Genomic DNA, 22,582 nt, shown 5'->3' on the forward strand with positions numbered 1-22,582 from the left:
CGTGGTTGCGGGGGCGGGCGCTTACCGGCGCGCGGTGTCGCGGCCGAGGTTGACGACCTGGGCGGACGGCAGGATCAGGCTGATGACCCGGTTCCAGGTGACCAGCGGCACGTGATCGACGTACACCACGTCGCGCGGCAGCAGCTCGAAGCGGTCGGCCAGCGCCAGCGCTGCCGGGTTCCTCGCGTTGAGGTTGAAGATCTGCTGCGTGTCGAGGTTGTCGGGCGCGTTGCGCACCACGTAGATCTGCCCCGTGCTGGCCGACAGCAGGTCGGGGCCGCCGGCATCGCCCAGCGCCTCGTTGAGGCTCAGGCGGCCGTTGTTGCGCATCAGCAGCGAACCGGGGCCGCGCACCTCGCCTATCACGAAGACCCGGCTGTCGTCGCGGGAGCCGACATTCACCACGTCACCGTTGCGCAGCGCAATGCTGTTGCCATCCAGGCCCATGGACTGGAGCATCGGCAGGTCGACCACCGTCGAGACGCCGCCGCGCGTCAGCGTGACCCGCGAGCGGTCGCCGCTCTGCGTGAAGCTGCCGGCGCGGCCGATGGCTTCGGACAGCGTCATCGGCACGTCGGTGAAGATCTGCAGGCCCGGCGTGCGCACCTCGCCCTGCACGTAGGCGCGCTGGCTGCGGAACGACTGGATGCGCACCGAAACCTGCGGCTCCTTGATGAAGGCGCCGATGCGCCGCGCGACCAGCTCGGACGCGCCGCTTTCGGTCAGGCCCTGCAGCTTGACGCGCCCGATGAACGGAAAGCTGATCTCGCCGTTGGCACCGACGATGAAGCCGGGCGCGACGGTGACACCGGTCGGGTCGGACTGCTGCGCGATCACAGCGCCGGCGTTAGGAAGCAGTTCCGGGTGGTTGTAGACGATGATGCCGACCACGTCTCCGGGCCCGATGGTGTAGACCGGCGGCGCGGCCAGCAGGCGCTTCATGCCGTCGGGCGCGACCTTGGGCCTTTGCGCCATCTGCGAGCGGATCAGGTCGGGCGTGATCGGAATGACCTTGCCGCTGTCGGCCGAGGCGGTGCTGTCGCCCGTGGTGCTGGTGAAGCCGAGCGGCCCCACGCCGCCGAAGCCCGGCGCGCAGCCGGAGAGCAGGACCAGCCCCAGCGACAGCAGCAGGCACAGGCCCAGCCATCGCAGCCGTCCATCGACCTGTGCCGGTGCCAGGGCCTGGGCTCTGGCTGAAAGGGCGCGTTTGCCGCATGTCTGCGTCGATGGATCGGGGCGTTGCATGGTGATCTCCTTGACGGCCGGTTGACGGTGGATGGATGGGGAACGACTGGGTGAAAGGTGCTGGGCCGCGCGTCAGGGCGCGGCCCAGGTGGCGGGCATGGCCCGATCGGCGCCAGCAGCAGCCGGGCGGCTCTGGCTGCGGCGCTCGGTGCTTGCGCCGAAGCAGCGGTCGGCGACCCAGTCGCCGACGGACTGGAGGAACAGCCGCTGTCCCTGCTCCGTGCAGACGGTGTGGTCGACCTCGGCGATGAACTCGTACTGCAGCGCCTGCGTGAAGGGCTGGCGGGCGAAGGCGCCGAGCTGGTCGCGGCCGCGGTCGCAGACGTGCAGCGACCCCGAATACAGCAGCTGCACCGCCACCTTGCGTTCGACCAGGCGCCGCAGCGTGGCACCGAACCAGGCCGCGTTGACGTCGGGCGCGCGTTTCTCCGCGAAGAAGCCCGGCAGCGGCGTCGTCGAATGGCTGGGCATGAAGTGGCGCTGGAACCAGCGTTTGGCCTTGCCGGGGAAGGACGGATGCGCGGGCGCGGCCAGCGCGCGGCGCACGTTGCGCTCCCAGCGGGCACGCCGCTCCGGGAAGGCGAAGCCGTCGAACAGCGAAAGCGCCACCACGCGCGGGTCGGCCGCGGCTGCCAACATCGCATGCTCGACGCCCGAGCACATGCCGACGATCACGAACTGCCGCGCGCCCAGCATGCGTTCGCTGGCGTCCATGGCGGCCCGCAGGCTGTGCACGGCACGGGCCTGCAGGTCGGGCGAGGTGTCGAGCGCATCGCTGTCGCCGACGCCGCCCAGGTCGAAGCGCAGGCTGCCCACGCCGCGCGCTGCCAGCACGTGCGCCAGCTTCACGTTGATGCGGCGCGGCCCGACGCGGTGGTTGGCGCCCATGTTGAACATGAGGCAGACGACGTCGCCCGGCGCCTGCTGCGCGGGAGCGGTGAGCATGCCCACGAGCGCGTCGCCGGGGCCGAAGCAGACCGGTGTCTGTGTCGCGTCATTCATGGAGAGCCCCCTGGAGACGGTTGAGCGCATCGGCCGGAACCATTGCGCTGTTGGGGTAGGGGTCGGCCGTCCAGTCGAGCTGGTGCCGGAAGTACGCAAGGCGAACCGGCATGTGGCGCGACTGCTGGTCGGCGGCCCATTGCGCAGTGCGTTCGTCGTCCGGCTCGGCCAGCACCAGCGTGTCGTGCAGCGCCGTGAGCGGCAGCGATTCGGGAACCAGCGCCGCCAGCTGCGCGCGCAGCGCGGGCGAGAGCACCGTGCCGAGGGCTTCCTCGGGCACTGCATCGGGCTCCTGCGCCAGGCTGCGGTGCCAGGCCCTGTCGGGAATGCAGAAGGTGGTGTCGATGGCGGCCACGTGCTGTTCGCGCAGCAGCCGCGCATAGCGGCGCCCGTCGATCACCGGCTCCCACAGCACCAGCCGCACCGGGTCGCAGCGTCCGCCGCGCGCGGCCAGCACGGCCAGGGTGGCGCCGAGCCGCGCGCCGACCCACACGATGGCGGCGCCCGGCGCACGCCGCCGCAGCTCTTCGTGCGCCGAGCACAGGTCGCGGCGCCAGCCGTCGAATTCGCCCTCGTTCTCGTCGCCCGGCGAATCGCCCGAGCCGTAGAAGTCGAAGCGCAGCGTGGCGATGCCGGCCCGCGAGAGGCGCTCGGCCAGCACCTTGAAGAAGCGATGGGTGCGCAGGCCCTCCTGTCCGAAGGGCGGGCACAGGAGCACGGCGGTGTTGTCGGCCCGGTCTTCCTCGGCCGGATGGAACACGCCGAAGATCTGGCGCGAGGCAGGCCCGAACATGAGTGGCGAGAAACGAGTCATGCATGCGCCTCCAGCAACCGCCCCGAACGGCTGGCGCGGGCTTCGGTCTGGCGCCATTCGGCGAGCGAGCCCACGCAGTCGAGCCGCGCAGGCGCAGGCCCCAGCACCAGCCACAGGATGCGGCCGGCCACCAGCAGCTCGACGCTGCGGCAGTCCGGCTCGATGCCCACCTCGAAGCTCTGCGACGACACCAGCAGGCCGACGCCGATGGCCTTCAGGCAGGCTTCCTTGCGGGTCCAGCAGGTCAGGAAGGCCTTGTCGCGCTCGTGCCCGGGCAGGGCGGCCAGCGCTTCCTGTTCGCGCTGCGTGAAATATTCCGCCGCAAGCACCGCAGCGTCGGGCACCGCGCGCAGCAGTTCGACGTCGGCGCCCAGCGGGCCGCGCCCGCCGATGGCCACCAGCGCCAGCCCCTGGCTGTGGCTCAGCGAGAACTGGGTGCGCGTATGGCCCGACAGCGAGGGCTTGCCGAACGAGCCGGTGGACAGGTGCAGCGCCGCGTGGTGCAGGCCGGTGTACTCGCAGAGCGCCTGCCGCAGGGCGACGTGCGCGGCCACGAAACGCTGGCGGTCGATGGGAAACCGCAAGCCCGCGGCGCGCGCGCACTCTTCCTCCGACAGGATCTGCGCCGGAGGGAGGGCAGGGAAGCTGTCCAGGTCGACGTACCGGCAGATCGGCGCGTCGATGGAAAGTGCGTAGTCGGAGTTGTCCATGATCACCCCTTGCGCAGCCAGCTGCCGAGGGCGCCCAGCAGGCCGCCGCGCTGCGCGTGTGCGGCCGTGTCGGCGGCCAGTTCCGCGAGGTCGGACGGCACGCCCTGCGGCGCGGCCTGCGCCGACGAGGCGATCTGCCCGAGGTTCTCGAACAGGTAGCGCCGCGGCTCCACGCGGTGCCCCAGCGTCTGTGCCGCCTGCTGCACGGCGCGCAGCACCAGCAGCGAGTCGCCGCCGAGGTCGAAGAAGTTGTCGCTGGCGCGGATCTCGCTCACGTCGATGCCGATCACGCCGGCCCAGATCTGGGCGAGCTGCGCGTGCTCGGGGCTGAGCAGGCCCTGCCTGGCCTTGCGCTCGTCGCCGTTGGCGGCGCCGGCCGGCGTGCCCTTGTCCGTGTCGCCGGCCAGCTTGCGCAGGTAGAGCGCGCTGGCCGAGCCTTCCGTGCTGGCGATCTCCGCGAGCGTGGCGCCCGGGTGGTCCGCAACGCGGCGCAGCACCTCGAGGTAGCGCTCGCGCATCTGGGCGCCGGTCTCGCGCAGGTACACGTCGGCGTTGTAGATCAGCGCGCCTTCCAGGCCGTGCGGCTTGTCCATCAGCCACACGCCGATGTCGTCGGTGGCGCCATGCTGCATCACGTGCATCTGGCGGGTCTGCAGGCTGCCGATGGAGCGCGAGCGCTCGCGCGCGTCCTGGAACGAGAACATCGACTGGTAGGGGCCGGAGGTCTTGATCTGCCCCGCATAGCCCGGCTCGGCCATCAGGCGCTCGAACGGCACCTGCTGGTTGTTCATCATCGACAGCAGCTCCTGCTTCACGTAGCGCATGAAGCCTGGCAGCGGCAGCGCCATGTCCACCGCGAGCGAGACCGGCAGCACGTTGTTGAAGAAGCCCATGACGTCTTCCGTCTCGGCCTGCTGGCGACCGCGCACCGGGTTGGCGATGACGATGGTGCCGTTGCCGGTCACCTGGGCCATGGTCAGCGCGTAGACGCCGAAGGTCAGCATGCTGAGCGTCACGTCCATGTCGCGCGCGATCTCGCGCAGCTGCTGCGTGCTCTGCAGGTCGATGCTGATCCAGTGCGCGCCGCCCTGGCCGCTCTTGCCCGCGCGGCGCGGCATGTCGGTCACGGGCGGCCGCACGGCCTTCGCGCCTTCGAGGCGGCCGCGCCAGAACGCGAGCTGTTCCTCGCAGGCGGGCTCGGTCATCCACTTCTCCAGCCACTCGGCATAGTCGCCGTGGGTGGTGGCGAGAGCGGGCAGGTTGTGCGGACGGCCGCGTTCGGCGGCGTCGTAGAGCGCGGCCAGCTCGCGCTGCATCAGGTCGAAGGACCAGCCGTCCCAGATCAGGTGGTGCGGCACGAACATGAAGACGTGCTCGTTGTCGTCGATCTGGAACAGGGTCGTGTGCATCATCGGCGCGCTGTGGATGTCGATCGGCCGGTCCGCCAGCTCCTGCATGCGCTCGGCCAGCTCGGCCTCGCGCTGGTCGGCCGGCAGGCCGCGCAGGTCGACCTGCGGCATGGCGAATTCCACGGACTCCGCGATCAGCTGCACCGGCTTGCCGCTTTGCGAGTCGATGTCCATGCGGGTGCGCAGCGAGGGCTGGCGCTGGATCACCTCGCGCAGCGCGCCCTCGAAGCGCGTTGCATCGAGCTGCCCGATCAGCCGCTGCGCCGAGGGCGCGTTGTAGACCGAGCGGCCCGGGTGCAGCTGCTCCATGAAGCGGATGCGCTCCTGCGAAAGCGTCAGCGGCGCGCTGCGGCGCCCGGGGCGGCACGCGATCGGAGCCTGTAGCCCGACGCCCGCACCCTGCAGTCCCTGGATGGCCGCTGCCAACTTCTCGGCCGTGGGCGCCTCGAACAGCGAGCGCAGCGGCAGCGTGACCTGGAACTCGCGGCTCAGCAGCGTGGTGAGCCGCGCGGCCAGCAGCGAATGGCCGCCCACGGTGAAGAAGTTGTCGTGCATGTCAAGGCCCGGAAGGCTCAGCACCTTCTCCATGATCGCGAGCACCTTGCGCTCGTGGTCGTTGCGCGGGCCGGCGCCGCGCCGCACCTCGTCGCGCGCGGCCGCCTGCGGCGGCGGCAGCGAGACGCGGTCGACCTTGCCGTTCGGCAGCGTCGGCAAGGCATCGAGCGTCACCACGTGCTGCGGCAGCATGAAGGCCGGCAGGTGCTTGCGCAGGTGCACCATCAGCGCTTCGAGGTCGAAGCCCACGCCCGGCACCAGCGCGAGGTAGGCCACCAGGCGCACGTCGCCGGGGTTGTCCTCGCGCGCCACGACCACGCTGCGGGAGACGCCCGCAACCTCGCAGCAGCGCACCTCGATCTCGCCGGGCTCGATGCGGTAGCCGCGCACCTTGACCTGGAAGTCGAGCCGGCCGAGGTGGTCGAGCAGCCCGTCGTTGCGCCAGCGGCCGCGGTCGCCCGAGCGGTACACCCTCTTCGAGGTGCCGAAGATGCGCACCGTGACAAAGCGCTCGGCGGTCAGTTCCGGACGGTCGAGGTAGCCCAGCGAGACGCCTTCGCCGGCGATGCAGATCTCGCCCGGCACGCCGATGGGGCAGGGCTGCAGTTCGGCATCGAGGATCCAGATCTCGGTGTTGTCGACGGGCCGGCCGATCGACACGCCGCGCGATGCGATCTCTTCAGGACGAACGTGCCAGGCCGTGGAGTACACCGTGGTCTCGGTCGGCCCATAGCCGTTCCACAGGCCCTCCATGCGTTCGCACAGTGCCAGCGCCATGCTCGGGCGCAGCGCTTCGCCACCGGTCCAGCCGCGGAAGCCGGGGGCGCCGCCGGCCCACTGGGCATCGAGCAGGAGCTGCCACATGCCGGGTGTGGCCTGCAGCAGCGTGATCTGCTCCTGATCGAGCGCCTGGGACAGGCGGTTGCCGTCCATGGCGACCTCGCGCTTCACCATCACGAGTTCGGCGCCCGCCGCCAGCGGCAGCAGCAGGTCGGGTATGGCCATGTCGAACGACAGGGTGGTGACGGCGGCGATCCGGTCGGCCGGGCCGACGTCCGATTGGCGCTGCATCCACTGCAGCAGGTGTGCCACGCCCCGGTGATGAACGATGACGCCCTTGGGCGAGCCGGTCGAGCCGGAGGTGTAGATCACATAGCAGGCGTCTTCGGGCCCCGGGTCATCCGTGCTCGGCGGCAGGGTTTCGCCGGACAGCTGCCGCCAGGCAGCGTCGCGGTCGATCTCGAAGATCCGCTGGCCCGCGTCGGCGCACCAGTCGCGCGGCGCCACGGCGATGTCCGACGAGGTCAGCATCAGGCTGAGCCGGGCGTCGCTGGCGTAGTGGTCGAGCCGCGCCTGCGGGAAAGCCGGATCGAGCGGCACGTAGGACGCGCCCGCCTTCAGGATGCCCAGCATCGCGACGACCATTTCCAGGCTGCGCTCCAGGCACAGCCCCACGCGCTGGCCGCGGCCCACGCCGCGCGCGTGCAATGCACGCGCCATGCGGTTCGACAGCGCATCGAGTTCGCCGTAGCTGCAGCTTCGCGCGCCGTCGCGCACCGCCGGATGATCGGGCTGCCGAGGCACGCGCGCGACAAAGCCGGCATGCGCCAGCGGCAGGCCGACCAGCGGAACGCGCGCGGGCTGCAGCGCGATCAGCGAGCGCGCGGCACCGACCGACAGCACTTCGAGCCGACCGACCGTTTCGTCCGGCTTGTGCGAGCCCGACTGCAGCACGCACTCGAACATGTCCAGCCAGCGCTGTACGCTGACGTCGTCGAACAGGTCGGTGTTGTACTGCGCCTCCACCATCAGGCCGCCATCGAGCGGGCGCAGGTTCAGGAACAGTTCGAAGTTCTCGTAGCGGCGGGGAATGGTGTCCTGCACCACGTGGAGGTCCGTGAACGCCTCGGCGCTGCTCGCCACGTCGGGGTCGACGTTGAACGCCACGCTCACCAGCGGCAGCCGGCTCGGGTCGCGCTCCAGCGACAGCTGGCCCAGCAGCGCGCCATAGGTGAGCGCCTGGTGGTCGAAGGCGTCGAGCACGGCGGTGTTGCATTCGTCCATCAGCGCGTCGAAGCGCATGCCGGCATGTGTGGCGATGCGCAGCGGCAGCAGGTTCACGCAATGGCCGACCAGCCCGGGCACGTCGTGCGCGAGCTGGCCCGACGACGGAATGCCGACGACGATGTCTTCCTGCCCCGTGAGGCGGTGCAGCGTGGCGACGAAGCCGCTGAGCAGTCCGGTGAACAGGCTGGCGCCGGCCTTGGTGCTGGTCGCGCGCATGGCGCTGACGAGGCGCTTGTCGAGCAGGCGCTCGGTGCGGCGCGAATTGAAGGTGCGTGCGGCCGGACGCGGACGGTCCAGCGGCAGGTCGAGCACCGGCTGCGTGCTGCCGGGGAAGCGCCCGAGCCAATAGTCCACGTGCGCCTGCATGTCGGGATGCGCGGCCGCGGCGGCTTCTTCGGCGGCGAAGTCGGCGAAGCGCGGCGCGGCCCTGAGCTTCAGCCCGGCGCCGGTCTGCTCGGCATACAGGTGGCCCAGCTGCTCGGTGATGACTCCCCAGGACCAGCCGTCGCAGACCACGTGGTGCGCCGACATCACGAGTTCGTGCTCGGCATCGCCGAGGCGGTACAGCACGGCGCGGAACAGCGGGCCGTGTTCGAGCGAGAAGGGCGTGCACACCGCTTGGCCATGGGCGGAGCGCAGTGCCTGCGCACGGGCTTCAGGCTCGAGCCCGCTCAAGTCTTGCCGGGTCAGGACGTTCCCGCCCGGATGGCTGACCAGCATGCAAGTGCCGTCCGGCGAGATCGTGGCGCGCAGCGCCTGGTGGCGTTCGAGCAGCCGGTCCATGGCACGCGCCAGGGCCTCGCCGTCCAGCGCGCCGCGCAGGCGCAGCAGGACCGATTCGTTGTAGGCCATCGAGGCCTCGGTGCTCAGGGTTGCGCCGAGCCAGACTTCGCGTTGCGATTCCGTCGTCGCAATGATGCATTCGATGGCATCACCGCTGTCGGTGGGCTTGAAAACGGCGTTCATGCTGCGGCCTTTCCATTGAAGATGTGCTGGCTGGGGGTGGGAGCGCCGGGCACGTACCAGAAGGGCTGGCCGTCGATGTCGCGGGCCAGAACCGAGCCTTCTTCATCCGGCTTGTGCGCGTCGAAGCCGGCGACGGCCACGGCGCGGCGCGGCAGGAACCCGGATTCCTGCATCTCGGCGACGGACTCCTTGAATGCGCCCTGGATGAATGCGATGTCCTCGGCGCTGTGCGCGCTCGTGAGGAAGCAAGGGAAGTTGTCCAGGATGTGCACGCCGCGGCTGCGCATCATTGCGAACAGCAGGTCCTGCAGCGGGTGGTCTTCGAGCCAGCTCACGCGCCACAGCGACGCGAAGTGGCGGATCTCGATGGGCGCGCCGACTTCCCTGCACCAGCCCGAGAGCTCGGCGGCCATGGCGGCGGTGCTGCCGTTGAGCCCGGACTGCAACGCGGGCCCGGCTTCCTTCAGGTGGGTGAGCGAAGCCTTGGCCGCGGCGAGCGCGAGCGGATGGCGCACGAAGGTGCCGGCAAAGTAGGTCACGCCGACGCCCGGGATCGAGTCGTCGCCGTACTGCCAGGGGCCGCCGTCGAGCGCGTCCATGAACTCGCGCTTGCCGGCGATCACGCCGACCGGGAAGCCGCCGCCAATGACCTTGCCGTAGGTGGCGAGGTCGGCGCGCACCCCGAACAGCTCCTGGGCACCGCCCAGCGCGGTGCGAAAACCGGTGATGACCTCGTCGAAGATCAGGCAGCAGCCGCTCTTCGCGGTGATGTCGCGCACCTCGTGCAGGAACTCGCGCGGCTGGAAGTCGGGGCGGCGGCTCTGCACCGGCTCGGCCAGCACGGCGGCCAGGTCGTCGGCGTTCTCGCGGATGAACGCCAGCGCCTCGGGCGTGCCGTAGTCGAGCACGCGGATGTCGCCGAACATGCCGCTCATCACGCCCGGCGCTGCCGACAGGCCCTTGCCGCCCTTGCCGGCGCGCACCAGCACTTCGTCGAAGGTGCCGTGGTAGGAGCCGGTGAACACCACCACCGTGCTGCGCCCGGTGACGGTGCGCGCGATGCGCAGCGCGGCCATCACGGCTTCGGAGCCGGTGTTGCACAGGCCGGCGCGGTCGCTGCCGGTGAGCTCGCAGATGAGCGCAGTGACCTCGGCCGCCAGCGGGTGCTGCGGGCCGATCTCGTAGCCCTGGTCGAGCTGCCTGCGCACGGCCTCCTGCACGAAGTCGGGCTGCCAGCCGAACATGTTCATGCCGAAGCCGTTGAGCGCGTCGACGTATTCGTTGCCGTCGAGATCCCACATCTTCGAACCCTTTGAGCGCTCGATGACGATCTGGTAGGTGATCTCCTTCGTGATCGGCCGGAAGCCGTTGACCACGCGCGGGTCGGCCATGTGGGGGCGGTTGGCGTCGGTGAACTCCTTGCTCTTGCGCGTGCGCTCGACATAGCGCCGGACGAAGGCGGCGAGGCGTGCCTTCTGGCGGCCGCTGGGTTCGGCCATGCGCTGGGTGTGGATGCGGGCGATGGCGCCGAAGGCCTTGGACACGTCGTAGCGCACCGGCTCCTTCTGCGCGGGCTCCTCGGAAGGAACTGCAGCCACCGGCTGGACCGGCACCGCCTGCAGCGTCATCAGCGGCGCGGCCGGCGCCGCGCCCGACAGCAGTGCGAGCTGCTGGCGCATCAGTTCCATCTGCTGCGCAATCAGTTGGGACAGCTGCGCGTCGCCCGCGGCACCGCCTTGCATCGGCATGTACACGGGCATCGGCTGGCGCGGCGCGGCCTGCACGGCGACGGCACTTTCCACCGGCGCTGCCACGACGGCGGTTGCAACGGCCGGCGCGGGCGCTGCCTCAGGCGGCAGGCTCTCGCGCAGGAAGGCCGAGAGCGAGTCGAAGCAGCGGTATTTCTCCATCAGCTGGCGGAAGCTGAGGTTGACCTTGAAGTGCTTCTTGATCTGCGTGGCCGCCTGGGTCAGCGTGAGCGAATCCAGGCCCAGTTCGCCGAAGGGCGCGTGTCCCTCCGCCTGCGCCATGTCGAGGCCGGAGATGTCCTCGAACAGGGTGCGCAGGCGTGCGTCCATGGACGAGACGGGAGGGGGAAGAGGCGAGGGCGTTGCTGCTGCGGTCACGATCGGCTCCAGGGGAATGGATGGAATGAAAGAGGCAGGAGCCGCGACGGCAGCGCTGACGGATGCGGTCGCGGTGGAAAGGGGGAGAAGGGTGGGAGCGGCGATGTCGACCCAGAAGCGCTTGCGCTCGAACGGCGTGGTGGGCAGGCGCACGCGCTGTGCGCCGGCACGGGCGGCGAGGCGCGACAGCTCGACTTCGGCGCCGCAGGTCCAGAGGCGGCCGAGCGCCAGCCGCAGGGTGTGGGCCTCTTCGGCCGGCTCGCCATGCAGCAGCGGCACGGCGCTGCTCGCGCCGTGCTGGCGCACCAGCGTGGAGAGCATGTTGCGCGGACCGGCTTCCACGAACAGCGGGTTCGCCGTTTGCGCCATCGCGCAGCGCACGGCCGGCGAGAAGCGCACGGTTTCGCGCAGGTGCCGGGCCCAGTAGGCCGGGCTGGTGGCCTCGGCGTCTTCGAGCGGCTGGCCGGTCAGCGTCGAGTAGATCGGCATCTGCGGTGCGCGCAGCGCCACCTTGCCGACCAGCGCCTCGAAGGGCGCGACAGCCGCGTCCATCATGGCGGAGTGGAAGGCGTGCGAGGTCTGCAGCGGGCGGGCCGGAATGCCGTCTGCTTCCAGCGCGGCCTGCAGTGTTGCGATGGCGTCGAAGGGCCCGGCGGCGACGCAGGCCGTGGGGCCGTTCTCGGCGGCGAGCGACAGCTGCGGGCCGAGCCGGCCGGCCAGCTCGGCCGCGCCAAGGCGCACCGACAGCATCGCGCCGGCCGGCTGGGCCTGCATGAGCGCGCCGCGGCGGGCCACGAGGCGGGCGGCGTCTTCGAGCCGCATCACGCCCGCGAGCACGGCCGCGACGAATTCGCCGACGCTGTGGCCGATCAGCGCATGCGGCCGCGCGCCCAGCGCCAGCAGCCGCCGCGCCAGCGCGTATTCGAGCGTGAAGATCGCAGGCTGCGTGACGGCCGTGGGCACCAGCGATTGCGCGTCGCCGGAGAACATGCGCTCGCGCAGGTCGAAATCGGTCGCGCCGTCGAAAGCGGCCATGCAGTCGTCGAACGCGGCGGCGAACACCGGGTCGTTCGCGCGGAGGTTCTTGCCCATGCCTGCGTACTGCGCGCCCTGCCCGGGGAACATCAGCACGAGCTGCGGTGCACGCGAGGCGGTGCGGCCGCTGGCGCGGCTGGGCGAGTCGGCGCTGCGCAGGGCCGCGATGGCTTCGGCCGTTCCGCTGGCCACCACCGCGCGGCGGAAGGTGTGGGCCTTGCGGCCGACCGCGAGGGTATGGGCTACGTCGGCCAGCGGCAGTTCGGGGTGCGCCTCGAGGTGCGCCGCGAGCTGCTCGGTGGCCAAGGTGAGGGCGGCCTCTGAGCGCGCCGACAGCGGCAACACCTGGTCGCCCGCCGCCGGCGGCGAAGCCGGCCGCGGCGGCGCTTCTTCGACGATGACGTGCGCGTTGGTGCCGCCGACGCCGAATGAACTGACACCCGCGCGGCGCGGCTGGTCGGCGCGCGGCCACGGCTGCAGGCTCGCCGTGACGTGGAAGGGGGTGCGCGCGAAGTCGATCGCCGGGTTCGGCGCGCTGAAATGCACGGTCGGCGGAATCTGTTCGTGGTGCAGCGCCAGCGCCGTCTTGATGAGGCCGGCCGCGCCGGCCGCCGTGACCATGTGGCCGACGTTGCTCTTGAGCGAGCCGAGCGTGCAGTAGCCGAGCGCGTCGGTGTGCTCGGCATAGGCACAGGCCAGCGCCTCGACCTCGATCGGGTCGCCCATCGGCGTGGCGGTGCCGTGAGCCTCCACGTACGAGATGCTGCGCGCATCGACGTCGGCCGCCGCGAGCGCTGCGCGGATCACCGCCGCCTGCCCGTCGACGCTGGGCGCCGTGAAGCTGGCCTTGGAGCCGCCGTCGTTGTTCACGCAGGCGCTGCGCAACACGGCGTAGATGGTGTCTCCATCGGCCTGCGCGTCGGCCAGCCGCTTGAGCAGCACCACGGTTGCGCCGTCGCTGAAAACCGTGCCCCGGGCCTGCGCGTCGAAGCTGCGCGTGCGGCCGTCGGGCGAGAGCATCGAGCCCTCGTTGTAGAGATAGCCGCTGCGCGGCGGGCAGGTGACCGAGGCGCCGCCTGCGAGCGCCATGTAGCACTGGCCCGTGCGCAACGCATGGAAGGCGTGGGCCACGGCCACCAGCGAGGTCGAGCAGGCGGTATGCACGCTGACGGCCGGGCCTGTGAGGTTGAGCCGGTTCGCCACCCGCGTGGTGATGTAGTCCTTCTCGTTGGCCAGCATCACCTGGAACTCGCCGACCGGCTCCACCAGGTCGGGCCGCGTGCTCACGTGGCGCTGGAAATAGGTCGCGTTGTACATGCCGGCATACACGCCCACCGGTCCCGGCGCGGCATCGGGCACGTAGCCGGCGCGCTCCAGGCATTCCCAGCAGATCTCGAGGAACACGCGCTGCTGCGGGTCCATCAGCTGTGCTTCCTTCGGGCCGATGCCGAAGAAGGCGGCGTCGAAGTCCTCGATGCCGTCGATCACGCCGCGTGCGCGAACGTAGGACGGATCACTGCGCAGGGCCTCGCTCACGCCGGCGTCGAGCGTGGCGTCGTCGAAGAAGCTGATGGTGTCGCGCCCGGCAACGAGGTTGTCCCAGAACTGCTCGACGTCGGCCGCGCCGGGGAAGCGCCCGGCGGTGGCAACCAGGGCGATGGCGTCGTGAATGCCGGCGTCCGGCCGCGCTGCAAGGGTGGCCGCTGTGGTCGGTCGATCCCCCGAGACGACCGCAGCGGCCGAGGCGGGCAGATCACCCGCCTGCTGCATCCGCGCACCCATCGCTTTTGGCGTGGGATTGCGGAAGAAAAGGTTGGTCGACAACGGCAGGCCGGTGCTGCGCTGCAGGTCGGCGAGCACCTGCAGCACGAGCAGCGAATCGCCGCCGAGGTCGAAGAAGTTGTCGTTGCGCCCGACCTTCGAGATGCGCAGCGCGCCGGCGAAGGCATCGCACACCTGCTGTTCGACGGCGCCCTGTGCCTCCTCGAAAGGCTGGGCGAGCTCGGGGCGTTCGCCGGCCGGCTCGGGCAGCGCCCTGCGGTCGAGCTTGCCGTTGGGCGTGACTGGCAGCTGAGGGAGCCACACCTGGGCGGCGGGAATCAGCGCTGTTGGCAGGCGGGCCGCGAGGTACGTGCGCAGCGCGTCCCACGAAACCTTCTGCGAGCGCGCGACGAGATAGGCCACAAGGCGCAGCTGGCCGCTGCCGTCGGGCCGCGCGACCACGGCGCAGGACTGGATGTCCGGGTGGGCAAGGATCGCGGCCTCGACCTCGCCGGTCTCGATGCGGTGGCCGTGGATCTTCACCTGGCCGTCGCGCCGTCCGATGAATTCGACGGTGCCGTCGGGCAGCCAGCGCGCGAGGTCGCCGGTGCGGTAGAGCCGCTCATCAGGGCCGCCGAAGGGATCGGGCACGAAGCGTTCGGCATTGAGCGCGGGCTGCCGCAGATAGCCGCGGGCCAGGCCGTGGCCGCCGATGCAAAGCTCTCCCACGAAGCCTGTCGGCAGCAGCGCCATCGAGGGGCTCAGCACGCGCAGCACGGTGTCCTTGATGGGGCGGCCGAGCGGAATCGAACGCAGGTCTTCCGGCAGCGGCGATGCAATGCGGTGCGTGGCCGCGAATGTCGTGCACTCGGTCGGGCCGTAGCCGTTGCTCAGCGTGAGGCTGGGCAGGGCGGCCAGCGCGCGCCGCACGTGCGGCACCGACAGCGCTTCGCCGCCGGTGAACAGGTGCCGCAGGCCGGAAAGATGGGCCGGGTCGTCGTCGATCACGGCGTTGAACAGCGCGGCGGTGAGCCATGCCGTGTGCACGTCGTGGCGCGCGATGGTGCGCGCGAGGCCGGCACCGGTGGGCACGCGCTCTTCGTGGACCACGCAGCAGCCGCCGTTGAGCAGCGGGCACCATATTTCGAGCGTGGCCGCGTCGAAGCCCAGCGGCGCCGCGTGCAGCATCGCTCGGCCCGGAGCGAGCGCGACATAGTCCACGCCCACCACCAGCCGCAGGATCGACCGGTGGCAGATCTCGATGCCCTTGGGCGTGCCCGTCGAGCCCGAGGTGTACATGACGTAGGCCACCGATCCGGCGTCGATCGCCGGCGGGTTCCATGCACTTCGATTTGTCTTGTCTTCGTACTCGTCGAGCAGCAAAACACCGTGGTTTGGGGGGACCAGGTGGTGGTGCGCCTGCGTGGTGAGCACGTGGTGCGCACGCGCCTCGCCGAGCATGTAGGCAATCCGCTCGGGCGGGAAATCGGTGGGCACCGGCACGTAGGCACCGCCGGCCTTGAGGATGCCGAGCTGGGCCACGATGGCGGCCATCGAGCGGTCGAGCAGCAGGCCGACGCCGTCGCCGCTGCAAACGCCCAGGCACTGGAGGCGCCGCGCGAGTTCGTCGGAGCGCCGGTCGAGTTCGCCGTAGCTCATTTGGGCATCGCCTTGCGCGATGGCGATGGCATCGGGGGCGGCCGCGGCCTGGCGGCTGAACACGCCGGTTACCGTGGTTGCCGGGTCCGCCGGAGCGAGGGCGGCGTTCCAGGCTGCGAGCTGATCGGCGCGGTCGCTGTACGGCAGCGTGCGGATGTCGTCGAGTGCGGCATCGGGGCGCTCCAACAGGTCCTGGGCGGTGTCGGCAAGGGCGGCAAGCAGCTGTTCGATTGCGGCGGCGTCCATCAAGCCCGCGGCTGCATATATATGAAGCAATGCCGAAGCGGCGTCGAAGCGCAGCCGCACCGGGGCGTCGGCGTCCACCTCTTCGCGCAACCAGAGCGAGTCCGGCGGCGCGATGGCCTGCGGTGATTGCGACGCCCCGCGGCGGGCGAGGTCCAGTTCAGCCAGCCAGGCACCAGCGGCCTTGGTGGCGTCGAACGCGACGGTGGTCGAGCAACGCACCGGCGCAACGCCCGCCTCGTGCAGCACGGGGCAGAGGTTTCCGAGCCAGCGCGACTGCAGCAGCAGCCATGCGCCCGCGAAGAGGGTGTCGGGCAGCTGGCCGGTGGTAGCGAGCCACTGGCTCCAGCGCCGGGCGAAGCCGGGCTCGAGCGCCAGCGAACCGGTGCGGGCGGCGGCCGGTCCTTCCGGCTTGCATCGCGGCACGAACAGGTCTTCCAAGGCGAGTCCTGGAGAGCTTTCCTGCGGCTGCGAAACACTTTGAATTTCCATCTAAATATCCCTGAAGAAATACAATGGAAGCAATTGGGCAAATGGAAATTCCATTTGCCCAATCAATTGGGGAGCGCGTTTGTTATGTTCTTTTCGTGGCTTCATCCTAGGAGCTTTCCAGCGGCCGATGTGAGCACTTTCTGCCTAGGTTACAAACGGATAAGGTTATTTCTAAAACGTACTACCGGAATCATCCAGTACGAGGTAACTGATGCGCGATTTGGAGGAGGAAAGGCCGCCAGTAAGGCTTTCCAAAGGCTCCAACAATCCCGCTGAAGCGAGGTACTCCGGGGGAGGAATGGGAAAAATACGCAGGGAAGCGCCTTGCGTGCGTTCGCATGGGCGGCTGCGTCGATGCACGCCTTTTGCCTGTGGAACGATGCAAAAAATGCGGCGGTTTTGCTCGCGAAAATGAAACGTCCTCCCGGCCACGGCTGTTATCAGTTGGCCGAGTCTGTAACTGTATAAAAAATATCTGTACAAAACCTTGAATTTGAAAAGACTGAAAGAAGCGCGCACCGCGTGCGGAATCAATCTTTCCCAAGGTCCAAAATGCTTTACGAAATCCTATTGCCGGGTGTTGTCCTGACGCGTTGCGCTCACTATCTGAAATCAATTCTCCCGAACAATTCAGATGCATTGACCGCCAATGCCACGTATTTCGGCAATGCGGCCTGGGCCCAGGAATACCTGGATTTCTGCCACCGCGATGCGCACTTCCGCGGCCGCTGGCTCGCTGCGGGAGGAGACTGGACGGACAAGGTCGTCATCGACCTGGGTTGCGGGCCTGGCAACGTCTTTGCCACGCTGGGTGGAAAGCCCCGGCTGCTCATCGGCGTCGACGTGGCGCCGGGCTCGCTGGAGTTGGCCGCGGGCCTCGGCTACACGACGGTGCTGGCGGATGCGGCGCACACGCCGTTCCGCTCGCGCGTGGCCGACATCGTGGTGATCAATGCGGCGCTGCACCACTGCGACGACATGACGGCGGTGCTGAAGGAGGGCGCTCGCCTCGTGAAGCCCGATGGTCTCCTGATCACCGACCACGACCCGCAACTGACGGCATGGGATTACAAGGGTCTGGCCAGGCTGTTGTGGGACGCGCGGCTGTGGGTCTACCGCATGACAGGGCACGGTTTCCACAAGACCGGCAGCCAGCAGTCCTGGGGGCTGAAGACCGAGGTGCATCACCGGCCCGGCGACGGCGTGACGAAGGAGTTCTTCGAATCCACACTGCAGCCGCTGGGCTTCGACGTCCGCGTGCACCCGCACAACCACCAGATAGGCGCCGAGGCGCTCGCCGGCGAAGTGGGGCCGGCCCAATGGAAGTACCGGATGGGCAATGTGCTGTCCGGCCGTGATCCGGCTTCCCCGGCGAGCGCGCTGTCGCTGATGTGCATTGCAAGGCGCACGACGGGAGAGGAACCGGAGGCCGGTTGAACCTCCCGCGACTGCTGGTAGCCTTCCCGGATTCTTCGAGCGCGGTCCCCGGAGCACCGGGGCGCGCGAGATTCAGGTCATCAAGGAAGGAATCCGCTAGTGGTTGTGACAGGAAGGAACTGGCGCGCGGGCATTGCGCTGACCGCGGCATTGATGGTGGCAGCGTGCTCCACCTCTCCCAAGGCGCCGGTGGCGGGACCGGGCGAGTACGTCGTCCAGCCGGGCGACACGCTCTATCGCATCGCCTTGAAGGCGGGGCGTTCGCCGGGCGAGGTTGCCCGCTGGAACAACCTGCAGGATCCCGATCGGCTCGAGGCGGGGCAAGTGCTGCGCGTGGTCCCGCCGGGCGGAACTTCGTCCGAACCGTCCGCAAGGAGCGCAGGCGCCGAGCGCTCCGAGCGTTCGAGGCCGCCCCGGGCCGCAGTGCCGGAGCCGGAACCGGCCACACCCCCCGCATCGCGGCGCAGCGACTGGACCTGGCCCGCGCAAGGCCAGGTGATCGCGGGCTTCAACGGCAGCAGCAACAAGGGCATCGACATCGGCGGCAGCCTCGGCGAGCCGGTGCTGTCCATCGGCGCGGGCAAGGTGGCCGTAACTGAAACGCTGCGCGGCTACGGCAGCGTGCTCATGGTCGATCACGGCGGCTCCTACATGTCGGTCTATACCAATGTGCGATCGATGCTGGTGAAGCAGGGCCAGCAGGTGCAAAAGGGCCAGAAGATCGCCGAGATCGGCGGCGCCGACGGCGGGCGCGCCAAGCTCCACTTCGAGATCCGCCACCGCGGCAATGCGGTCGATCCGCGGCAGTACCTGCCTGCGAGGTGACCGCGGCGGCGCGGCCCTATGGCGAAAGGCATCCCCCGAATTGGTGATATCGCAGCGCCAGTGGAATGCGCAGACTCTCGCCCTCACTCTGTACTGGGGCGGCAATGGAACTCGTGCACTGGATGTTCGTCATTCTTGGCATCGCGCTGGCCCTGACCACGCAATGGTTCCTTCTTGCTCCATTCAGTCTCGACTGGCAGCCGCTGCGTGCCCAAATTTCCGAGCAGGTCACGCAATCGGCCGCGCTGCTTGAAGAGTGCGCGTCGGGGATCGACTCCAGGCTCTAGCCGCCCGCCTGCTCCCCAGGGCCTCGCGCAGCCGCGCGAAGCTCGTGCGTCCCCGGCCCTCTAAGATGCTCGCTGTTTTTTAGATGACCTGAAGACGCGAGAGGCAAGGGAGGGCCGCGCATGATTTCTTTGCTCCACACCGCGGACTGGCAGATCGGCCGCGTGTTCTCGCAGTTCGAACCCGACGACGCCGCGGCGCTGTTCGAGGCGCGCTTCAAGGCGGTCGAGCTGCTGGCCGGCATCGCCGCCGAACGCCAGGTCGACGCCGTACTGGTCGCAGGCGACGTGTTCGACCTGCAGACCGTGTCCGACAAGACCATCCGCCGCATGTTCAACGCCATGCAGGGCTTTGCCGGCCCCTGGCTGCTGATTCCGGGCAACCACGATTCCGCGCTGAGCGAATCGGTCTGGAGCCGCGCGCAGCGGCTGGGCGCCATCGCGCCGAACGTCGTCTGCTGCCTGGAGCCCAAGCCTCGCACCGTGGCCGGCAAGTTCACGCTGCTGCCGGCGCCGCTCACGCAGCGCCACACCTACGGCGACCTCACCGACTGGTTTGCCACCGCGCAGGGAGACGAAGGTCTGCCCCGCATCGGGCTGGCGCACGGCTGCGTGCAGGGCATCCTGTCGGAGGACATCGACTCGGCCAATCCCATCGCGGCAGGGCGCGCAGCGCAGGCCCGGCTCGACTACCTCGCGCTCGGCGACTGGCACGGCACCCGGCAGATCGACGAGCGCACCTGGTATGCGGGCACGCCCGAGACCGACCGCTTCAGGGCCAACAATTCGGGGCAGGCACTGCTCGTGAGCATCGCGGGCGCAGGTGCAGTGCCGCAGGTGGAACCCGTTCGCACCGGGCAGTTCGCCTGGCAGCAACTGGAACCACGGCTCGCGGTGCCTTCCGACATCGACGAACTGGTGGAGAAGCTGGACCAAGTCAGCGGCAGCGACGTGCTGCAGTTGCGCGCGCAAGGCGCCTGCGACCTCGGCGGCCACAACAGGCTGGGCACCGCGCTCGACGCCGCCCGCGCCCGCGCGCGTGCGCTGGTGTGGGACGGCGAAGCGCTGCGGCTGGAGCCGACGGAAGAAGACATCCAGTCCCTGCATGCCGACGGTTTCGTCGGCGAGGCCTTGCAGGCACTGCGCACGCAGCAGGGCGATGCCGATGCCGAACTGGCCCGCGATGCGCTGCTCACGCTGGCCCGCATCCTCGACGCGCAAGGTGCTGCGCGCCCGGGAGCCGGCGCATGAAGCTGCAGCGACTTCGCATCGAGAACTTCAAGCTGTTCCGCGCGCCGCTCGAAATCGACGGTTTCACGGACGGGCTGAATCTTTTCGCGGCGCCCAACGAGTCGGGCAAGTCCACCGTCGCCGAGGCCATACGCGCCGCCTTCTTCGAGCGGCATCGCTCGAGCGCGGTCGAGCACCTGCGGCCGTGGGGAGAAAGCTCGGCGACGCCCACGGTCGAGCTCGACTTCGAACTCGACGGCAAGCCGTGCCGGCTCACCAAGGCCTTCCTCGGAAAGAAGCGCTGCGAGCTGGTCATCGACGGCAAGGCCATGGACGGCGCGGTGGCGGAAGACCACCTGGCGGCGCTGCTCGGTTTTCGCTTTCCGGGCAAGGGCGCCAGCACGCCGGAGCACATGGGCATTCCGGGGCTGCTGTGGATCAAGCAGGGCACCTCGCACGACATTGCCGGCGCCGTGGGCTTCGCCAGCGACCACCTGCGCAACGCACTCGGCGAATCGCTTGGCGAACTCGCCTCCAGCAATGGCGATGCGGTGCTGAAGGCGGTGGAAAGCGAACGCAACGAACTGCTCACCCCCTCGGCCGGAACGCCGCGTGGCCCCTTCGCCGATGCCATCAGGCTGCGCACGGATCTCGAGGCCGAACTCGAACGGTTGCGTGCCGACATCGAGGCCTATCGATCCGGCGTGGACCGCCTGTCCGGCCTGCGCCGCGACCACCAGCGCGACGAAGCCGCGCGCCCTTGGGCGGCATTGCGCGAGCAGCTCGTCGTTGCACAGCAGCGGCTGGACGAAGCCAAGGGTTTGAGCGACCGCAAGAACGCGCAGGACGCCGTGCTCAAACAGGTCGCCGCACAGGTGAATTCCTGGCGCACCCAGTTGCAGGCGATGGAGCGCGAGGAAGCCACTGTCCTCCTGCGGCAGAAGAACCTGCAGGCGGTTCAGGAGGGTCTGGCCAAGGCGTTGGGCGAACTGCAGGCATGGGAACCCCGCCACGCGGCCGCGGCGCAGGCCGATGCCGCCGCGCGCGAAAACCTGCGCGCCGCGCGACAGGTGGCCTCCCGCATTGCGCAGGAGAGAGCCGTCGACAGCCTGGCCGAGCAGCTTGCGGCGCTCGTACAGAGCCACGAGAAAGCAAGGAGCGAGCAGGACAAGGTCTCGCGTCTGCAGGCCGAGGCCCAGGCGCTCGCGGTGCCCGAAGGCGAGCTCAAGCGGCTTCAGCGCTGCGCCGATGCGCTTCGCACGGCACAGGCCAGGCTCGATGCGGTTGCAACGGCCCTGGAGTTCGAACTGCAGCCCGCGGCGAGGGTGCGGGTCGCCGGCATCGAGCTTTCGGGCTCGAAGCGCCAGACCGTCATCGCGCGGACCGACATCGAGATCGAAGGCATCGGCCGCATCACGGTACTGCCGGGCGGGGCCGACCTGGAGAGCCTCGCCATCGAGCGCGATCGCGCGCGCGACGAACTTGCCGCGCTGCTCCAAAGCCTGCGCGCCGAGAGCGTGGCGGCCGTGGAGGAGCGCGCGCGGCTGCAGGCGCTGCGCAAGGGCGAAGCCAGTGCGGCGGAGGCCGTGCTGGCTGCGCTCGCGCCGAAGGGATTGAGCGCGCTCGCCGCCGACATCGCCATGCGCGAAGCCCGCCTCACGGAAGCGCGGCAGGTTCTGCAGAACATGCCGCCGGCGCTTGCGGCCGGCGCGGCAGTGCCGTCGAGCGCGCAGGCGGAGTCGGAGGAGGGCGCCGCGCGTACCGCGCTGGAGGCCGCATCCGCAGCGCTCAACGACGCCAAGGTTGCTGCCGGCAATGCGCGGGAACAGGTCAGGGCGGCCGGGGATGAACTCGCGGCGGTGAAGGCCACGCTGGACGACCCGATGCGCGCCACCCGCAAGGCGGAGGCCGGTGGAGCCCTGACGGACGCACTGGCACAGCAATCGGCCCTGCAGGACAAGGCCGCCGAACTCGCACAGCAGTTGCAGACCGTCAACCTGCCCGTGCTCGCGCAGGACGTGGAACGGCTGGAGCGCAGCGCAAGGCAAGCCGAAGCCACGCACAGCCAGCGGGCCAACGAGATCACCCGGCTGGAGGTAGAGCTGGAAACCAGGGGCGCGCTGGGCCAGGAAGAAGCAGCGTCGGAGAAACAGCGCGAACTCGAACATGCCGCGCGGCGCTGCACCGAACTCGAACGCCGCGCGAAGGCGCTGGACCACCTGCTGAAGCTGCTGCGCGAGAAGCGCTCGGCCCTGGCGCGGCGCCTGCGCGCGCCGCTGCAGAAGCACCTCGACCACTACCTGCAGATTCTGTTTCCCGGTGCGCAGGTCGAGGTCGGCGACGACCTTTCGCCGGGCCGCATCACGCGGCAAGGCCAGCGCGGCGCGCAGAGCGGGGATTTCGCCGAACTCAGCGTGGGCGCACGGGAACAGATGGGCGTCGTCGCCCGGCTGGCCTATGCGGACCTGCTGAAGGAGGCGAGCAAGCCGACCCTGCTCATCCTCGACGATGCCCTGGTCAACACCGACGAAGAGCGCCTGGGGCAGATGAAGCGGGTGCTGTACGACGCAGCGGCGCGGCACCAGATCCTGATCTTCAGCTGCCACCCCGAGGCCTGGCGGGATCTCGGCGTCGTGGCGCGAAACATCCCGTAGCCCTGAGCCCGCGGCGCAGTCCGATGCGCTGCGCGTAGGCGCTTTGTCATGGCCCCGCCCCGCACGGG

At 69.7% G+C, this 22,582-nt stretch carries 11 protein-coding genes; 5 read left to right on the plus strand and 6 right to left on the minus strand.

Annotation, left to right across the window (positions count from 1 at the left end; translation table 11 throughout):
* Window positions 1–21 precede the first annotated feature (21 nt).
* From ASC92_RS18505 to ASC92_RS18530, 6 genes are all read right to left on the minus strand, one after another.
* Window positions 22–1,245, minus strand: coding sequence for a polysaccharide biosynthesis/export family protein (locus ASC92_RS18505; RefSeq protein ID WP_082519636.1), 1,224 nt, complete (start codon window positions 1,243–1,245; stop codon window positions 22–24).
* Between the two features lie 72 nt (window positions 1,246–1,317).
* Window positions 1,318–2,247 (minus strand): alpha/beta hydrolase, encoded by a 930-nt coding sequence (locus ASC92_RS18510; protein WP_200936002.1) that lies wholly within the window; start codon window positions 2,245–2,247, stop codon window positions 1,318–1,320.
* Window positions 2,240–3,061: a serine aminopeptidase domain-containing protein gene (locus ASC92_RS18515; protein WP_056518479.1), complete on the minus strand. Its 822-nt coding sequence runs from the start codon at window positions 3,059–3,061 to the stop codon at window positions 2,240–2,242. Before ASC92_RS18515 ends, ASC92_RS18510 begins: the two co-directional genes overlap by 8 nt.
* Window positions 3,058–3,771: a 4'-phosphopantetheinyl transferase family protein gene (locus ASC92_RS18520; protein WP_056518480.1), complete on the minus strand. Its 714-nt coding sequence runs from the start codon at window positions 3,769–3,771 to the stop codon at window positions 3,058–3,060. Before ASC92_RS18520 ends, ASC92_RS18515 begins: the two co-directional genes overlap by 4 nt.
* A gap of 2 nt (window positions 3,772–3,773) precedes the next feature.
* Window positions 3,774–8,768 carry a non-ribosomal peptide synthetase gene (locus ASC92_RS18525; protein ID WP_056518481.1) on the minus strand — a complete coding sequence of 1,665 codons (4,995 nt, stop codon included), beginning with the start codon at window positions 8,766–8,768 and terminating at the stop codon, window positions 3,774–3,776.
* On the minus strand, window positions 8,765–16,084 hold the full coding sequence (locus tag ASC92_RS18530) for a type I polyketide synthase (protein ID WP_056518482.1): 7,320 nt from the start codon (window positions 16,082–16,084) through the stop codon (window positions 8,765–8,767). The genes ASC92_RS18525 and ASC92_RS18530 overlap by 4 nt, the downstream gene beginning before the upstream one ends.
* Window positions 16,085–16,723: 639 nt before the next feature.
* On the opposite strand from ASC92_RS18530, the gene ASC92_RS18535 reads away from it, so the two are divergent.
* From ASC92_RS18535 to ASC92_RS18555, 5 genes are all read left to right on the plus strand, one after another.
* Window positions 16,724–17,521, plus strand: a complete 798-nt coding sequence (locus ASC92_RS18535) for a class I SAM-dependent methyltransferase (protein WP_235505886.1) — start codon at window positions 16,724–16,726, stop codon at window positions 17,519–17,521.
* Window positions 17,522–17,626: 105 nt separating this feature from the next.
* Window positions 17,627–18,346 (plus strand): peptidoglycan DD-metalloendopeptidase family protein, encoded by a 720-nt coding sequence (locus ASC92_RS18540; RefSeq protein ID WP_235505887.1) that lies wholly within the window; start codon window positions 17,627–17,629, stop codon window positions 18,344–18,346.
* Between the two features lie 104 nt (window positions 18,347–18,450).
* Window positions 18,451–18,633, plus strand: coding sequence for a hypothetical protein (locus tag ASC92_RS18545; RefSeq protein WP_056518485.1), 183 nt, complete (start codon window positions 18,451–18,453; stop codon window positions 18,631–18,633).
* 120 nt (window positions 18,634–18,753) lie between these two features.
* Window positions 18,754–19,881 (plus strand): metallophosphoesterase family protein, encoded by a 1,128-nt coding sequence (locus ASC92_RS18550; RefSeq protein WP_056518486.1) that lies wholly within the window; start codon window positions 18,754–18,756, stop codon window positions 19,879–19,881.
* Window positions 19,878–22,514 carry an AAA family ATPase gene (locus tag ASC92_RS18555; RefSeq protein ID WP_056518487.1) on the plus strand — a complete coding sequence of 879 codons (2,637 nt, stop codon included), beginning with the start codon at window positions 19,878–19,880 and terminating at the stop codon, window positions 22,512–22,514. The genes ASC92_RS18550 and ASC92_RS18555 overlap by 4 nt, the downstream gene beginning before the upstream one ends.
* Window positions 22,515–22,582 lie beyond the last annotated feature (68 nt).

It is taken from the genome of Variovorax sp. Root411, assembly GCF_001425205.1.
In the GTDB taxonomy this organism is placed as follows: Bacteria; Pseudomonadota; Gammaproteobacteria; order Burkholderiales; family Burkholderiaceae_C; genus Variovorax.

Bases quoted from the DNA above. Each gene is read 5' to 3' on its own strand.
- ASC92_RS18510 (WP_200936002.1), bottom strand. From the start codon at position 2,247: ATGAATGACGCGACACAGACACCGGTCTGCTTCGGCCCCGGCGACGCG.
- ASC92_RS18545 (WP_056518485.1), top strand. From the start codon at position 18,451: ATGGAACTCGTGCACTGGATGTTCGTCATTCTTGGCATCGCGCTGGCC.
- ASC92_RS18520 (WP_056518480.1), bottom strand. From the start codon at position 3,771: ATGGACAACTCCGACTACGCACTTTCCATCGACGCGCCGATCTGCCGG.
- ASC92_RS18555 (WP_056518487.1), top strand. From the start codon at position 19,878: ATGAAGCTGCAGCGACTTCGCATCGAGAACTTCAAGCTGTTCCGCGCG.
- ASC92_RS18550 (WP_056518486.1), top strand. From the start codon at position 18,754: ATGATTTCTTTGCTCCACACCGCGGACTGGCAGATCGGCCGCGTGTTC.
- ASC92_RS18515 (WP_056518479.1), bottom strand. From the start codon at position 3,061: ATGACTCGTTTCTCGCCACTCATGTTCGGGCCTGCCTCGCGCCAGATC.
- ASC92_RS18505 (WP_082519636.1), bottom strand. From the start codon at position 1,245: ATGCAACGCCCCGATCCATCGACGCAGACATGCGGCAAACGCGCCCTT.
- ASC92_RS18530 (WP_056518482.1), bottom strand. From the start codon at position 16,084: ATGGAAATTCAAAGTGTTTCGCAGCCGCAGGAAAGCTCTCCAGGACTC.
- ASC92_RS18525 (WP_056518481.1), bottom strand. From the start codon at position 8,768: ATGAACGCCGTTTTCAAGCCCACCGACAGCGGTGATGCCATCGAATGC.